Source organism: Amycolatopsis sp. AA4, assembly GCF_002796545.1.
Classification (GTDB): Bacteria; Actinomycetota; Actinomycetes; order Mycobacteriales; family Pseudonocardiaceae; genus Amycolatopsis.
Map to the genome: position 1 here is coordinate 4134806 of NZ_CP024894.1, position 15002 is coordinate 4149807.

Annotated in this window: 13 protein-coding genes and 1 riboswitch; of the genes, 6 read left to right on the forward strand and 7 right to left on the reverse strand. The window is 72.2% G+C overall.

Features of this window, described 5'->3' with window-relative positions; genetic code table 11:
* The first annotated feature begins 184 nt into the window (after positions 1-184).
* Positions 185-751: a sigma-70 family RNA polymerase sigma factor gene (locus CU254_RS19305; protein WP_037714187.1), complete on the forward strand. Its 567-nt coding sequence runs from the start codon at positions 185-187 to the stop codon at positions 749-751.
* A 183-nt stretch (positions 752-934) separates the two neighbouring features.
* Here CU254_RS19305 and CU254_RS44185 read toward each other — a convergent pair whose 3' ends face one another.
* Positions 935-1765: a copper resistance protein CopC gene (locus CU254_RS44185; protein ID WP_063631957.1), complete on the reverse strand. Its 831-nt coding sequence runs from the start codon at positions 1763-1765 to the stop codon at positions 935-937.
* Between the two features lie 203 nt (positions 1766-1968).
* Between CU254_RS44185 and CU254_RS19320 the strand changes: the two genes are divergently transcribed.
* Both CU254_RS19320 and CU254_RS19325 read left to right on the forward strand, forming a co-directional pair.
* Positions 1969-3153: an MFS transporter gene (locus CU254_RS19320; RefSeq protein ID WP_199841144.1), complete on the forward strand. Its 1185-nt coding sequence runs from the start codon at positions 1969-1971 to the stop codon at positions 3151-3153.
* Positions 3150-4139 carry a hypothetical protein gene (locus tag CU254_RS19325; RefSeq protein WP_063632039.1) on the forward strand — a complete coding sequence of 330 codons (990 nt, stop codon included), beginning with the start codon at positions 3150-3152 and terminating at the stop codon, positions 4137-4139. Before CU254_RS19320 ends, CU254_RS19325 begins: the two co-directional genes overlap by 4 nt.
* A gap of 5 nt (positions 4140-4144) precedes the next feature.
* Here the strand turns inward: CU254_RS19325 and CU254_RS19330 are convergent, their stop codons facing one another.
* The 4 genes from CU254_RS19330 to CU254_RS19345 all read right to left on the reverse strand — a co-directional run bounded on the left by CU254_RS19330 (position 4145) and on the right by CU254_RS19345 (position 7594).
* Entirely contained in the window at positions 4145-4933 is a 789-nt protein-coding gene (locus CU254_RS19330; protein WP_009078580.1) for an ABC transporter substrate-binding protein, read from the reverse strand.
* The gene (locus tag CU254_RS19335; protein ID WP_009078582.1) at positions 4903-5748 is read right to left on the reverse strand and encodes a metal ABC transporter permease; all 846 of its coding nucleotides are present in this window, start codon (positions 5746-5748) and stop codon (positions 4903-4905) included. The genes CU254_RS19330 and CU254_RS19335 overlap by 31 nt, the downstream gene beginning before the upstream one ends.
* Entirely contained in the window at positions 5745-6398 is a 654-nt protein-coding gene (locus CU254_RS19340; protein WP_009078584.1) for a metal ABC transporter ATP-binding protein, read from the reverse strand. Before CU254_RS19340 ends, CU254_RS19335 begins: the two co-directional genes overlap by 4 nt.
* Positions 6399-6478: 80 nt before the next feature.
* Positions 6479-7594, reverse strand: coding sequence for an acyl-CoA dehydrogenase family protein (locus CU254_RS19345; RefSeq protein WP_050788222.1), 1116 nt, complete (start codon positions 7592-7594; stop codon positions 6479-6481).
* A 94-nt stretch (positions 7595-7688) separates the two neighbouring features.
* Between CU254_RS19345 and CU254_RS19350 the strand changes: the two genes are divergently transcribed.
* The gene (locus CU254_RS19350) at positions 7689-9284 is read left to right on the forward strand and encodes a CoA transferase (protein WP_009078587.1); all 1596 of its coding nucleotides are present in this window, start codon (positions 7689-7691) and stop codon (positions 9282-9284) included.
* Positions 9281-10930 carry a class I adenylate-forming enzyme family protein gene (locus CU254_RS19355; RefSeq protein WP_009078589.1) on the forward strand — a complete coding sequence of 550 codons (1650 nt, stop codon included), beginning with the start codon at positions 9281-9283 and terminating at the stop codon, positions 10928-10930. Before CU254_RS19350 ends, CU254_RS19355 begins: the two co-directional genes overlap by 4 nt.
* Before the next feature lie 65 nt (positions 10931-10995).
* Here the strand turns inward: CU254_RS19355 and CU254_RS19360 are convergent, their stop codons facing one another.
* Positions 10996-12072 (reverse strand): HoxN/HupN/NixA family nickel/cobalt transporter, encoded by a 1077-nt coding sequence (locus tag CU254_RS19360; protein WP_050788450.1) that lies wholly within the window; start codon positions 12070-12072, stop codon positions 10996-10998.
* A 120-nt stretch (positions 12073-12192) separates the two neighbouring features.
* Positions 12193-12412: riboswitch (cobalamin riboswitch) on the reverse strand.
* 785 nt (positions 12413-13197) lie between these two features.
* Positions 13198-13581 (reverse strand): hypothetical protein, encoded by a 384-nt coding sequence (locus tag CU254_RS43100; RefSeq protein ID WP_158688050.1) that lies wholly within the window; start codon positions 13579-13581, stop codon positions 13198-13200.
* A 334-nt stretch (positions 13582-13915) separates the two neighbouring features.
* Between CU254_RS43100 and CU254_RS19365 the strand changes: the two genes are divergently transcribed.
* Positions 13916-14944, forward strand: a complete 1029-nt coding sequence (locus tag CU254_RS19365) for an LLM class flavin-dependent oxidoreductase (RefSeq protein WP_037714189.1) — start codon at positions 13916-13918, stop codon at positions 14942-14944.
* Positions 14945-15002: the final 58 nt, after the last annotated feature.

The window sequence follows — 15002 nt, forward strand, 5'->3', positions numbered from 1 at the left end:
CGAAGCGCCGCCGCTGTGGCTGGTCTCCGGCAATAGGCGGGGAAGCGTCCGGAGAACTCGCGCTGGTGTCGCCGGTCCCGTCGATACGGGCAGAGACCGATTCGCAGTTCGGGGCAGGCCGCATTCCTACGGTCACCTACCGGGTGGTCCCGGGTCCCGCGCGCGTCGGCTACGGTGTCAGTTCGTGACCTCCGGCAGGGACCGCGACGACGAGCGGATCACCGCGCTCGCGCTGGCCGCCGCCCGCGGCGACCGGCGCGCCTTCGAGTCGTGGGTGCGCGCGACGCAGGCCGACACCTGGCGGTTCGTCGCGCACCTCGCGGATTCGACCGTCGCCGACGACCTCACTCAGGAAACCTACGTCCGCTCGGTCACGGCCCTGCCCCGGTTCGCCGGGCGCTCTTCCTCCCGCACCTGGCTGCTGTCCATCGCCCGTCGCGTCGTGGTCGACCACTTCCGCGCCCGCTCGGTCCGCCCGCAGTCGTTCAGCCGGGACTGGGAATCGGCCGCCGCGGCCGAGTCGGCACGCCGCTCCGGCCGCGGCTTCGAAGACGTCGTCGAGGTGGGCCTGCTCCTCGACGGACTCCACCCGGAACGCCGGGAAGCGATCGTCCTCACCCAGGTACTCGGGTACTCCTACGCCGAAGCCGCCGAGATCTGCGACTGTCCGATCGGGACGGTCCGCTCGCGCGTCGCCCGTGCCCGCGAAGACCTCCTCGCCGCCCGGGAAGAACGCGGCCACGTGGTCTGAGCGCGTCAGCCCGCGCGGTGCAGATCGACGCGATCGGGGCACCGTGCCGCTGCGAGTTCCGGGGTGCGGGCGCGGCGTCGTCCGGTGTCCCCTCCATGCAGTCGCCGGACGCCGCCAGGGCTGCGCTGGATGAGGGCGAACCTCGCCGGCGCGAACGCGGGCGTGGCGGCGGGCCGGGTCGGCTCAGGGGTCCAGCTCGCGAGGCAACACGCGGGGCCGCCCGTCGACCGGCTCGGGAACCGCGCGGCCGTCCACCGCGAACACGTCGCGGAAGACGGCCGGGGCCAGCACCTCCGCGGGCGGCCCGGCCGCGGGGATCGTTCCCGTTTTGAGGGCCGAGAGTCCGAAAGGACGGCCATCGTGGCGGTTGTCCAGCGCAGTGCTGTCACTGGTGTCTCCATCGGCGTTATCGACGTTTTCCGAGAGCAGTGGTGGCAGGGCTGGGTGAGCTGGTTCCCCGGCACCGTCGACATGTGCTCGGTGATCCAGCCGCAGGAAGGCCTCCGTGCCGAGCGCGTCCGCGACGACGACCACGACGGCGATGAGGATCCACACCCACGCCGGCACCCCGCCGCCGGTGTGCCCTTGCGCCGCGGCACCGGGTGTCGCCTCGGACGCGCTCGGCGGCGCGCTCGACCTCGTCGCGGGAGCGGTGAGAGTGAAGTGCACCGAGCCGGTGACCTTGTCCCCGCCGTCGGACACGGCCTTGTAGGCGAGGGGGCAGGCACGGCTCGCCCGGTCGCCGTGCCCGGTGCGCCGACCATTGGCGTCGGTGACCGGCGCGGTGCCGGCAGTCCAGGCGGCTCCGCCGGGCCTGGTGACGTTGATCGGGTCCGGCTGCGGGGTCGCTGCCTCTTCGAACGTCAGCTCGGCTTTCTTGGGCGGGGCCGCGAGGCTCAAGCCCTCGGCGGGCGAACCCGACTTCAGTGCGGCGTGCGGGGAGGCCGCCCCGGCGAAGGCCAGCAGACCGGTCAGCACGAGCAGCGTGGCGGCGAACAGACGGGCGATCTTCATGCCGTCCCTCGATCCGGCCGCGGCTCGGCAGCCCGCGGCGCTGGACGCCGTCCGGGGCCGGTGAGAACGAACACCCACACCGCTGTGACGCGGCCTCCAGCCGCTCTCGGGACGTCGGCTCGAAGGCGCGTCCGGTTCCCGGGAACTTTGCCGGATCTCTTCCCGACTCCTGCTGTGGACCGCCGAGGAGACGGGAGGCGCGGATGACTGGGCCGGCGATCGCGGCCGCACGCGGCACGGCGGGCTCGACGTCGCTGCTGACGGCCGCGATGACATGGTCGATGCTGCCGCTGTTCCTGCTCGGGGCGCTCGGGCCGGATCTCCTCGCCGAGTTCGGGATCACCACGCCGCTGCTCGGCGTGCTCGTGTCAGTGGGGTTCGCGGTCGCGGCCGCGCTGTCCCTGACGGCGGGGCCGGTCGTCGCGGCGGTCGGGGCGAGGCGCGGGCTCGTCGCTTTGTTCGTCCTCGCCGGCATCGCGCTCGCCGCGTTCGCCGCCGCTCCGGGCTACGGCGTGCTCGTGCTCGCTGTGGCGGCCTCGGGCGTGCCGCAGGCATTGGCGAACCCGGTGACCAACCACCTGATCGCGACCCGCGTCCCGGCCGGGCGGCGCGGCGGGGTCACCGGCTGGAAGCAGTCCGGTGTCCAGTTCGGGGCGTTCGTCGCCGGGTTGCCGCTGGCCGCGCTGGCCGGCGCGGCGAACTGGCGGATCGCCGTCGGCGTGGCCGCCGCGATCGCGTTCGTGGCCGGGCTGCTGGTGCTGGCGCTTCCCGCCGACCCGGCGCCGGCGAGTCGGCCGCGGTGGACAACGGCCCGGCCGACGCGCGACGCGGCCTGGCTCTGCGGTTTCTCGGCGCTCCTCGGATCCGGCATTTCCGCCGTGAACACGTATGTCGCGTTGTTCGGCGCGCGCCAGCTGGCCTTGCCTGTCGGCGCGGCGAGTGCGCTGGTCGCGGTCCTCGGCATCGCCGGGATCGCCGGCCGAGTCGGGTGGTCGCGGCTGGCGGCTCGCTCCGGCGAGCCCGGCTCGTTGCTGCCGCCGCTGGCCGTCGGCGCCGCCGTCGCCGCGCTGGCGCTCGTCGCCGCGGCCGGCTGGGGTGCGTGGTGGGCGTGGGCAGCCGTGACCGGGCTGGGGGTCTGTGCGGTGTCGGCCAACGCGGTGTCGATGGTGACTGTGATCTCGACATCGCCGAAGGCGTCGGTGGCGCAGGATTCCGCCGTGGTGTCGGCCGGGTTCTTCGCCGGATTCGCGCTGGGGCCACCCGTCGCCGGAGCCCTGGTCGACGCGGCGGGCGGTCGCTACCAGTACGCCTGGACGACGGTGGCCGCGGAATTCCTTGCCGCCGGTGTGACCGCCTGGTGGTGGCGAGGCCGGGAGGCACGGCCGTGACCGCGTGGGCGAAGAGCGCGCTCAGCCGCCAGCTGGCGGAACTGGAGCGAACGGAACACGCGGTCGGCGACCGCTTCCCGCTGTCTGCGGACCCCGGCACAGGAAAATGGACGACGACCCGGAACGGCTCGTGGACGGGCGGGTTCTGGGTCGGTCAGCTGTGGCTGCGCGCACGGCTGACCGGCGCCCCGGGCCACCGCCGGGCCGCCGGACGCTGGGCCAGGCGCCTCGCGGACTGGGCCGCGGCGGACAGCGTCACCCGTGGCCTGGTCCTCTGGTACGGCGTCGCCGCGGAAAGCCGGCTGGGCCTGGGCTCCGCCGCCGAACCGCTGGCCCGCGCCGGTGCGCACGCCCTCGCCCGCACCGCCGATCCGGTCGCGGGAGTGCTGCCGTGGGGAACGGCGTTCGGTGATTCCGCCGAGCCGGTGCTCGCCCGCGCGGACGGCGCCCCGGGGACGGTCCCGTTGCTCGCGTGGGCGGGCGAGAAAACCGTTGCGGCGCAACACCTGCGCACCCATCTCGAACTGTCGGGCGAACCGGGTGGGCAGTCCTGGGCGTACTCGGAGCGAGCATGGGCCCGGGCGGCCGACCCGCCGCCCGGGTGGACCCGCGGCGAGGCCTGGACGCTGCTGGCCCTCGCCGACGGCGCCCACTGGCTCGAACCCGCGCTCGGCGACACCGGCCGCATCCGCGCGGCCAAGGTCCCTGCGGATTTTCCCGCCCTTCTCGACGTTCCCGGCAGCCCGCCGGACTCGTCCGCCGCGGTGATCACCGCCGTCGCGCTCGCCAAGCTCGGCCTGCACGACGCCGCCGCCGACCTCGTCCAGCAAGTACTGCGGACGTGTGTCCGCGACGGCCGGCTGGTCAAGGGCTGTCACGACCTGCGCCGCGGCCGGGCGACCGCGCACCAGCTGGTGTGGGGAGATTTCTTCCTCACGCTCGCCCTCGCGATCCTCGCGGAGGCGGTCGACCCGGCGGCGGTCTGACGGGCTCAGGCGAAAGCGTCGGCGAGCAGCTTAGCGTTCTGCCGGTAGACCGACAGCAGGTCCAAGTCCTGGCCCGGGTAGTTCACGAGGCTGACCTGCTTCGCCGGCGTACCCGGCAGGACGGTTCCCGTGCTCATGGCCTCGTTGTCGAAGACGTACTGCGGGTGCTTGGCCGACAGCTCTGCGAGTCTGGCCGCGGTCACCGGCTCCGGGCCGTAGGCGGCCAGCACGTTCGCGCCCGACAGCTGCGCCGCGAACCCGACGAACGCCTGCTCGATCACCTGCGGCTGCTTCCCGCCCGGCCACTTCGCCTTGACCTCGCCGGAAAGCCGCGCGTACTCCGCCTCGAACCCGGCGATCCACTTCTCGGCGGCCGCCTGGGTGCCGAACATCCCGGCCAGGCGCCGGACCTCCTTCTCCACGTTGTCCTTGCTGTTGTCCAACGTGAGGCCGACCGTCGTGGCCGAGGAGCCGGCGGCGTCCTTCAGCTTGCCCGCGAACCCTTCGAACCGGGAGTACAACACGTACCGCGCGCCCGCGACGGCCGCCAGGTCGGACGGCTTCGGATCGTAGTCGGGGGCGTGCTTGATCGAGGGCGGCACCAGGACGGTCACCTTGCCCGCGCCCGCCGCCTTCGCGAACGCTCCCTCCCACGTGCTCGCGGCCACCACGGCCGGGCCTTCCGGCGAGCCCGAGGCTGGGGCTGGGGCGGCGGGCTGCTGCGCGGCCGAACCACAGCCGGACAGCAGCAGCGCGCCGAGGATCAGTGCGCCGAGGCGGGGGAACGATGCCATCGTTGTTTTCTCCGATCAGGGACTGCATGGAGGGTGAGGGTCACGGCACCGGCCAGCAGCACGAGAACCGGACCGGGCGGGAAGTCGAGGACCAGGGCGAGCAGGAATCCCGCGACGTTGACGACGAGACCGATGACGACCGCCGCGAACACCATGCCGCGCAGCGAATTCGCGACCCGGCGGGCGGCCAGCGCGGGCAGCAGGGTCAGCGCGTCGACCAGCAGCGCGCCGGTGAGCCGGATCGCCCCGGCCACCGCGACCGCGACCAGCAGCAGCAACGCGAAAGTCAAGCGGTCCACGCGCACCCCGGAGCAGGCGGCGAGTTCGCGGTCGTGCAGCAGCAGCGCGAGCTGACGCCGGCGGACCAGGAACAGGCCGGGAATCACGAGGGCCAGCACGGCGAGCAGGACGACGTCCTGGGTGCGCGTCGCGAGGATCGAGCCCCACAGCAGTTCGAAGGCGCCGTTCGCGTTGACCCCGGACACAGAGAGCACAAGCAGTGCCGCGGCGATGGCCAGGCTCATCAGCAACCCCATCGCTCCGGAGAGACCGGACGGGGTGCGGGCAAGCGGGGTGAGCGCGGCCCCGGAAGCTGCGCACGCGAGCAGCGCGCACAGCAGCGGATCGAGTCCGGTCAGCATGCCCGCGGCGATGCCGAACAAGGCGACGTGCATCATCGCGAACCGCACCGGCATGATGTCCAGCCCGATGATCACCACTCCGACGATCGGCAGCCCGATCGCCCCCAGCACGAGCCCCAGCAGGCCGCGCTGGACCGGCACGAGCTGGAGCAGCGTGCCGAGCGACGCGCTCATCCGGCCGCCTCGGCGCCGGCTTCGCGCAGCCGTCCGTCGGCCATCTCCAGGACGCGGTCGCAGCGGCGGGCCAGGGCGCGGTCGTGGGTGACCACGAGCAGGGTCACCGGCAGCGACGAGAGCAGCCCGGCGGCGGCGTCCTGTCCCGCGAAGTCGAGGGCGGCCGTCGGTTCGTCGGCCAGCAGCGCGCGGGCTCCGGCGGCGACGCAGCCGAGCGCGCGGGCGAGGTAGACGCGCTGCAGCTGGCCGCCGGAAAGCGTGTGCAGCGGCCGCTCGGCCAGTTCACCGACGCCGAGCCGGTGCGCCGCGTCCACCGCCTCGGCCGGCGCGCCGCTGCTGGCCAGGAGTTCCCGCGCCAGCAAGGGAAACCGCCCGGCGGCCTGGCGTTGCGGGATCCACGCGGCGACCCTGCGGCGCCGGTCCCAGTCCGACGGCGTGCGTGCGCGGCGGCCGTCGACCTCGATCGATCCGGAAACCGCGCGGTGCAGGCCGAGCACAGCCCGCAGCAACGTCGTCTTGCCGGAGCCGTTCGTCCCGGTGAGCGCCACCCGCTGACCGGCTTCGACGACGAGGTCGACCGAACGCACCACCTCCTGGCGGCCGTGCGCGCAGCGCACCGCCGCCAGCTCGATCCGGGCGCCGTCGGGCACAGTCCTGCTCCTGAAGGTCGGTTACGGGAGCACTAGTCGCGAGCGCGGCCGTCGCGGTTCCCGAGCGTCCGGAAGAAGTTTCACCGCCCCTGGTAGGAGCGCATGAGCCGACGCGCGGCGGAGGTGATGTGCAGCTCGTCCGCGCCGTCGAGGATGCGGGCGGCCCTGGCGGTCCGCAGCAGCCGCGGCAAACCCGTCGCCGAGGTGAGCCCCTCCGCTCCGTAGACCTGGATCGCGCCGTCGACCGCGGTTTCCAGGGCCCGGGCAGCGGCCACCTTCGCCAGGCTGACCGGAACCTGGGCCCGCTCGCCCGCCGCGACCGGCGAGGCCGCGTCCGCGGTGAGCGATCGCGTGGCGCGGGTCAGCAGTTCGGCTTCGAACAGCAGGCGCTGCACCAGCTGCCGGTCGCCGAGCACGGCCCCGGCCAGCTCCCGGGTCGCGGCCCGGCGGGCGAGCAGCTCGACCGCCCGCTGCGCCTGGCCGACCCAGCGCAGCGCCCGGAGCGTCCGGCCGAGCGCAAGCCGTTCCCCGGCCAGGGCAAGGCCGTTCCCGATCTCGCCGACCACGTTGGCGTCGGGCACGAGAGTCCCCTCGATGGCCAGCTCGTACTGGCCTCCCGCCCCGAGCACGTCGAGTTCGCGCACCACCCGGAAGCCGCCGGCCGGCACGGCGAAAAGGGAAAACCCGTCGCCGGTGCGAGCCATGACCAGGACCAGCCCGGCCCGGGCGGCTCCGGTGGTGAACCACTTCCGCCCGGTGATCCGCCAGCCGCCGCCGGCGCGCTCGGCCCGGGTCCGCATCGCGGCCGGCTCCGATCCCGGCACCCCGGGCTCGGTCATCGCGTAGCTGACCGTCAAGTCCCCCGCGACCAGCGCCGGGAGCCATTCCACGCGGCGGCCGGGATCGGCGTGCGCGGCGAGCATGCGGAAGTTCAGCAGCGCTGACGAACCCAGCACGTCCGGGCCGTGGTCGCTGCGGCCCTCCTGCTCGGCGACGGCGAAGTAGTCCGCCAGCGCCAGACCGGCTCCGCCGTGCGCGCCCGGCAGTGGCAAGGCCCACAGCCCGGCCTGCCGTGCTTCGGCCCGGAGATCGCGCAGCCGCGCCGGGTCGCCCCGGTCCAGCAGGTCTTCGGCCGGAACGATCTTCGTGTCGACGAAGCCGCGGATCCTCTCGCCGAGTGCTGTCCCGTGGTCCATAAGCACCAATCACTCTGTCGAGGGAACTCGTCCCGCCGACTGACCGACTTTTGCCACGACACTCTCAGCCGGGGCGAGACGGAGGCTATAACGCATGACCGGCAGCGACACGATGGCCGCACCGGCCGGACCGCTCCTCACCGGCGCCACCGCACGGGTATCCGGGACCAGCGCGACCGCGCGCGTCTTGCGCCGGCATCTTGCCGCGTTCGGGGCAGAGGTGACCGCCAGCGACGAGGACCCGCACGGCCTGTCCGCCGCCGCGGAGGTCGGCTTCGCCGACGGCCGCCGCCGCGAGATCACCGTGAGCTGGGCAGGACCGGTCCGCGAACCCGCGCTTGCCGGCGAACTGGACGTGCAGGCGGTGTGCGGCGTGATGCACGTCAACGGCCGCCGGCACGGCACCGCTCGGCCGCTGGCCGTCGACTACTGCGCGACCTCTGCCGGAGTGCTGGCGATGATCGGGCTCCTGGCGAGCCTGCGCACCGAAGCCCGCGAGTCACGGGTGGACACCAGCGTCGCCGAAGCCGGGCTCCTGTCGGTCTCGCAGTACCTCGCGGCGGCCAGCGCCGAAGACTCCGAAGCGGTCGGCCTCGGCACCGGCGGGCCGCCGTTCGTCAGCGCGGACGGCGTGCGTTTCGAGATCGAGACGCTGCAACCGGAACCCTGGGCGGCTTTCTGGAACTCGCTCGGCGCCGGCGTCGCCGCCATCCGCACCGGCTGGCGGCCGTTCCAGTTCCGGTACGCCACCGCGACGGCTCCGCTGCCCGACGATCTGCGCCGCGCCCCGCTCGCCCTGCCGTACGCGGCGATCCGGGAGATCGGCGCCCGCACCGGCGTGAGCGTGTGCCCGGTGCACACCAGCTCGCCGCCGCTTCCGGAGTCGCCCTGGCAGCTCGAGCCCACCGCGGGCGCCGCCCGGCCGTCTCCCGCCGGAACGGCCGCGAGTCCGTTGCACGGCTTGGCCGTGCTCGAAGCGGGACGCCGGATCCAAGCGCCTCTCGCCGCTCATCTGCTCCGGCTGCTCGGCACCGACGTGACCCGCATCGAACCTCCTGGCGGCGACCCGCTCCGCGGGATGCCGCCGTGCGCCGGCGGATTGTCGGCGCGCTGGCTCGCGCTCAACCGGGACAAGGCTGCCGTCGAACTCGACATCAAGTCCCCTGCCGACCGGGACCGGCTCCGGGAACTCGCCGCGGATGCCGACGTGTTCCTGCACAACTGGGCTCCCGGCAAGGCCGAAGAACTCGGCCTCGGCGCCCGGGACTTCCCGGGCGGCCTGGTGTACGCCTACACGTCGGGCTGGGCGGACTGCGACGGACCGGACCTCCCGCCCGGCACCGATTTCATGGTTCAGGCCCGGTCCGGTCTGTCCGCTGTGGCCGGCACGGACGGGGCGCCGTCCCTGATGACGGTGCTCGACGTTCTCGGCGGGCTCCTCGGAGCCGAGACGATCGCCGCGGCCCTGCTCGAACGCGATCGCCGGGGCGCCGGGGTCGCCGCGGAAAGCAGCCTGTTCGGCGCGGCGGCGGAACTGCTGCGCACCGGCCGCGCCCCCGCACGTCCCGCTCCGGTGCTGGACGTCACCGAGGACCTTTCGATTCTGCCGGCGGATCCCCGCATGGCCGCCGTCATCGGCCGCGACGCCCACGGCTGTCCCGCTCTGCACACTCCCTGGAGGTTCTCGTGACCGCAGTTCAGCCGGCCCGCACCAGGCTGGCCTTCCGCGACCTCGTCCCGGCCGAAGTGCGCGGCAGCTGGACCTACCCCGACCGGGACCTCTACACCCTCTTTTCCCGTCACCGCGTCGACCAGCCCGACAAGGCCGCGGTCGTCGACGCCGACGGCGAGCTGAGCTACGCCGAACTCGACGACCTCGCCCGCCGCCTCGCGACCGGCCTCGGGCGGCTGGGCGTCGAACCCGGCGACGTCGTCGCCGTGCAGCTGCCCAACGGGCGCCTCGCCTGCGCGGCCGACCTGGCGATCGCCGCGCTCGGCGCCGTCGCCCTGCCCTACCCGGTGGGACGCGGGAGACGGGACGCGGCGCGCCTGCTGGCCCGGTCCGGCGCGGTCGCGGTGCTGACCGTCGCCCAGCACGGGGAGTACGCCTGCGCCGCCGGGCTCCGCGCCCTCGCCGCCGAGCTTCCGGACCTGCGCGCGGTGATCGCCGTCGGGACCGAGACCCCGCCCGGGTGCGTGCCGATCCACGCCCTCCTGGCCGCCGACGCGAGCGGATTCCGGCCGGTGCGGCCCGATCCCGGCTCGGCGGCCCGGATCCTGGTCACGTCCGGTTCCGAGGCCGAACCGAAAATGGTCGCCTACTCGCACAACGCGCTCGCCGGCGGACGCGGCGCCATGATGGCCGGACTCTGCGACGGCGACCCGGCCGCGATGCGCAACCTGTTCCTCGTCCCGCTCGCGTCCGCCTTCGGCAGCAACGGGACTCCGGTCACGCTCGCCGCCCTCGGTGCGACCCTGGTGCTGCAGCCGGCGTTCGACCCGGCCCGCACTCTGGCGCTCATCGAGCGGACCCGACCGACGCACCTCCTCGGGGTGGCGACCATGCTGCGGCAGCTCGCCGACCGGCCCGAACTCGCGGGCACCGACGTGTCGAGCCTGAGCGCGGTCGTCGTCGGCGGCGCCGTGCTGGACGAACCGACCGCGCGACGCGGCCGGGAAGCGTTCGGGTGCCCCGTGCTCAACCTCTACGGATCCGCTGACGGAGTCAGCTGTCACACCGCACCCGGCGACCCGCTCGAGCGGGCCGTGACCGCCGGCCGGCCCAGCCCCGGCGTCGCTGAGGTCCGCATCGTCGACGACCGGCTCGCCGACGTTCCGCCCGGACAGACGGGCGAAATCCTCGCCCGCGGCCCGATGTCGCCCTTGTGCTACGTCGGCGCGCCCGAACTCGACGCCCGCTACCGCACGCCCGACGGCTGGGTCCGCACCGGCGATCTCGGGCGCCTCGACGCCGACGGCTACCTGACGGTCACCGGGCGGCTGAAGGACGTGGTCATCCGCGGCGGCCTGAACATCAGCCCCGCCGAGATCGAAGAACTCCTCATCGCGCACCCGGCGATCCGGGACGTCGCCTGCGTGCCGGTGCCGGACCCGATGTTCGGCGAACGGCTCTGCGCGTGTGTCGCCACGGACTCCCCGCTGGAGCTGCCGGACCTCACGGCATACCTGGGCCGCCTCGGCCTGGAGCCGCGCAAGTTCCCCGAACGGCTCCTGGTCCTGCCCGCGCTCCCCCTCGGCCCCGCCGGGAAAGTCGACCGCCGCGCGCTCCGCGCCCTCGCCGCGAACCAGCCGGCCGCGAACCTTCCCGGCTCCTGAACGGGCGGCGGGCCGGAGACCTCCGCTCCTGAAGGTCCCCCGGCCCGCCGCCGGTTTCCGGCCGCTCAGCCGGTCCGGGACCCGCGCTCCTCCCAACGCTGTTCGACCCGGGCCACCCGCCAGTAGCCGATCGCCGCCGCCCAGACGACCGCGAACATGCCGACGATCGCGAACCCCACGTTGTTGAGGTCGAGCCCGGCGACCCAGCCGGTCACCGGATCGGACAGGCCGAGTTTCTCGTGCAGGATCGCGACGACCTCGACGCTGCCGATCAACAGCGCCACCCCGGCGGACAGACCGGTGATCACGATGTTGTAATACACCTTCCGCACCGGCTTCGAAAACGCCCAGTCGTAAGCGAAGTTCATGAACGTTCCGTCCACGGTGTCCAGCAGGGTCATCCCCGCCGCGAACAGAAGCGGCAGCACCACGATCGCGTACCAGGGCAACCCGCTCGCCGCACCGCCGCCCGCCAGCACGAGCAGCGCGACCTCGGTCGCGGTGTCGAACCCCAGGCCGAACAGCAGCCCGACCGGGTACATCTGGCCCGGCCGGCTGATCGAACGCGTCACCCGGCCCAGGAACCGGTTGAACAACCCCCGATCGTTGAGACGGGCCTCCAGCTCCGCCTCGTCGAACACCCCCCGCCGCATCGACCGCCACACGCGCACGATCCCGGCCAGCGCCACCAGATTGAGCACGCCGATCAGGTAGAGGAACAGCCCGGACACGGTCGTGCCCACCACCCCCAGCGCCTGCCGGGCGCTCGACCCGTCGTCCGTCAGCACCCCGACCACGCGCGTGCCCGCGGCGATGAGGACCGCCAGCACCAGCACCACCGTGGAATGCCCCAGCGCGAACCAGAATCCGACCGAAACCGGCCGCTTCCCGTCGGCCATCAGCTTGCGGGTCGTGTTGTCGATCGCCGCGATGTGATCGGCGTCGAAGGCATGCCGCAGGCCCAACGTGTAGGCAGTCAGGCCCAGTCCGACCCCGAACACCTGCGTGCCCACCGAATAGCCGCCCGGCACCACCGCGAACAGCAGCAGCCCCCACGCGACGACGTGCAGCGCCGCGATGACCGCGGCGATCCCGCCGAACCGCACCCAGCCGGGCCGGCCGCTCACAGACTTCTCGTGCACACTCTCTCCCTCGCGAGCGTTCCGTGGCGGTTCCCGCTCGATCAGGGCCGCAGGCACGTCGAAGCACACGACGTCCGCTCCGGCCCGCCCGAGAGACTCCGGACCCACCCCTCGCGCCACCGCGGCGCAAGGACCGGTGGCAGGTCTTCGGACTCGCGGGCACCCGCCGGGATATCCGGCGGACCTACTGGCCGTCGCTTCCCGGACGCGGCGCGTCCAGTGCTCGATGACGGCGGTCGTTCCCGCTCACCGCTGCGGGGCAGTCCCGGATTCGCACCGGGTTCCCTCTTGCCTCGCCGGATCCCCACAGACCCGGCGAACCACCAGCAGCCGGAGCGTACCCGGCTCAGCCTGTCCCGGAACCCGACCGGCCTCGTCGGAGATCGCCACGTGCTCGGCGCACGTGGCGGAGGGTGCCGCCGTCGCGTCACCGTGAGCCGCGGAGGAGGGCTGGCGGGCTTCCCGAATGTGAACGCGTCCCCTCCTCGACCCACCGAACGGACAAAGTTCAGACAACGAAACCGCAGCGTGCACAACACTTTCCAGGGGAATCATCGTCATCGGCTCGATCGCGCACCAGCCTCACCAGCGCTGGGCTGGACAAAACCCGTCGTCCCGGCGGCCCGGGGTCGCTCTCGCGGCAAACGTCCAGCATCTCCGCGAGGTTCACCGGCTGCTCACATTCCGCGAAAGCGGCGTCACCCAGCAGCAGACCGCGGCTGACCTGCGAGTCGGAGACTACGACGTCGACGAACAGACCGCCCTCACACGGTACGCCGAGAAGGTGGAGGCGATGAAGGAAGCACAGCGCACACGCGAACTGCAGCCAGCACCAGCAAGACAACCGGCAAGGTCAGCTGGACTGCTCAGACCGAGCACCCGCCGCGCATCGAGAGCCCTGCACCTGCCAAGAACGTACCGTGCTGACGGCTTCGGAACGACCTGAACAGATGCCCGACCGCAACCCGCGAACGGCATCCCATCGGGTAAAGATCGCCCCGGCGAGCACCGGAGCACGGTTTCAGCCAGCCGCGCCGCGACCATTCCCGGCACGGTCCATACGCCCAGAATGTGCTCCAGAGCCGAAGCAAAGCCCGCCACCGCGCAACATCAACCGTCGCTCAATCAACCACCAAAACCGCCCGCCACCCGCATAAATTGATACGACCAGACACTGGCTTTCAATCCATCGGTTCTGGGTTCGAGCCCCAGGCGGTCCACCACGATGTTCTCGTGGGCTCTCCCTGTACACGGATCAGGAAAATGCTGCCGCGCTTGCGAAACGGCGTGTTCGAGGGCGCGCTTCGCCGCGGATTTGTGCCCTTTCCGGTCGGCGTTACGGGCCAATTCTCGGTTCTCAGGCGCGGTCTTCGTGCGGCGGGTTCGCCTGCCGGCGGTCACCGAGCGGCCTGCACCACGGGCCGCGTCGAGGACGAGCCAGGCGATGGCTTCCGCGGAGCCGTTGGCCAGGCTCGGCAGGACGCTGACGTAGGTGTCGGACGCCGGCACGATGCTGAGGTGACCGAACAGAGGCTGCACCGTCTTGAGGCCCGGCAGGCTGTTCCGCGGTGCCGGTTCGGCCTCATCGGCTGTTCCGCAGCATGGAACAATCGCTTCGTCTTGTGGTGATCGAACGCTACTGTCGATCGGTACCGGACAAAATCGCAAGAAGGCGGTACCCGACTCGCCGGGAAACTGTGTGATTGCCGGCCGTCGCTGGGGATCGTCACCGCCTCGCCAAGATCTACGGTGTCCGTGCGCACTCCGGCTTCCGTCGCCACTGATCACGAGCCACCGTCACGACTGCTGCGCCGTCGAGTCAAATTCTGAACAGGGAGAAGCCATGCCTCAGTTCGGGGTGAGCATGCCAGTGCTGCAGACTCCGTTCGAGAAATTCGCCGAATTCGCACAGCTCGCGGACAGCGCCGGGTTTCGGTCCTTATGGCTCTACGAGTACTATCGAAATCCCTTTGTCGTCCATGCGGGCGCGGCAGGCGGGACTGACCGGATCAGCCTCGGCACCGCTGTCGCGCAAGCTTTCACCCGAAGTCCGTTCGAACTCGCCAACGCCGCCGCCGACCTGGACGAGGCGAGCTCCGGCCGCACCCTTCTGGGCATCGGGGCCGGACTGGGCGACTTCCTCGATTCGTTCCACTCCGTCCAGGTCGCCCATCCGGTGCGGTGGATGAGCGAGTACATCGACACGGTCCGGATGAGCTGGGACTATCACTCCAGCGGCCTGGAGCCCATGTCCTACGACGGGACCAGGTTCAGCTTCCGGCCGATGCCCCTGAACCCGGCCGGAGCCCGAGCTCTGCGGCGTCCCCGGATCCCGATCTATCTGGCCGCGCTGCGCCCTCTGATGCTTCAGCTCGCCGGCGAGAAGGCCGAGGGGATGATCACGATGGCGCCGTCTCGACGGTACGTCGACCGGGTCATCCTGCCCAATCTGCGAAAAGGGGCCCGGCGTTCGGGACGGCACCTCGCCGATTTCGATCTGACCGCGCTGACGATCTGCTCGATCTCGGACGACCGGGCGGAGGCCGTTCGGCGGGCGCGCATTCAGGTTGGCGTATACGCGGCCATGTCCGAACTGACCAGGTTGCTGGAGTTCGACGACTGCGAACGCGAGCAGCACGAGATTCAGGCCGCTCTGGGCAAGGGCGGCCTCGCGGCTGTCGAGTCCGCGGTGAGCGACAAGCTCGTCGAGCTGTACACGGTCGCCGGAACGCCTGACGAGGTGCGCGAACAAGTCCGCAGGTTCGCGGAATACATTCCGCATATCATGCTGGCTCCGCCGTATATCCCGCCGCTGACCGCCGACGAGAGCGAAGACGCGTTCCTGCAGATAATCAAGACCTTCGGTGATTAGGAATATTCCCCGAAGCGGCAGCTGGCCACGAAGCCCGGAAGCAGAACCGAAGAAAGAA

What these genes read in the sequence shown, in the direction of transcription:
- CU254_RS19365 (WP_037714189.1), top strand. Translation starts at nt 13,916, where the DNA reads ATGCCTCAGTTCGGGGTGAGCATGCCAGTGCTGCAGACTCCGTTCGAG.
- CU254_RS19320 (WP_199841144.1), top strand. Translation starts at nt 1,969, where the DNA reads ATGACTGGGCCGGCGATCGCGGCCGCACGCGGCACGGCGGGCTCGACG.
- CU254_RS19350 (WP_009078587.1), top strand. Translation starts at nt 7,689, where the DNA reads ATGACCGGCAGCGACACGATGGCCGCACCGGCCGGACCGCTCCTCACC.
- CU254_RS44185 (WP_063631957.1), bottom strand. Translation starts at nt 1,765, where the DNA reads ATGAAGATCGCCCGTCTGTTCGCCGCCACGCTGCTCGTGCTGACCGGT.
- CU254_RS19345 (WP_050788222.1), bottom strand. Translation starts at nt 7,594, where the DNA reads ATGGACCACGGGACAGCACTCGGCGAGAGGATCCGCGGCTTCGTCGAC.
- CU254_RS19335 (WP_009078582.1), bottom strand. Translation starts at nt 5,748, where the DNA reads ATGAGCGCGTCGCTCGGCACGCTGCTCCAGCTCGTGCCGGTCCAGCGC.
- CU254_RS19330 (WP_009078580.1), bottom strand. Translation starts at nt 4,933, where the DNA reads ATGGCATCGTTCCCCCGCCTCGGCGCACTGATCCTCGGCGCGCTGCTG.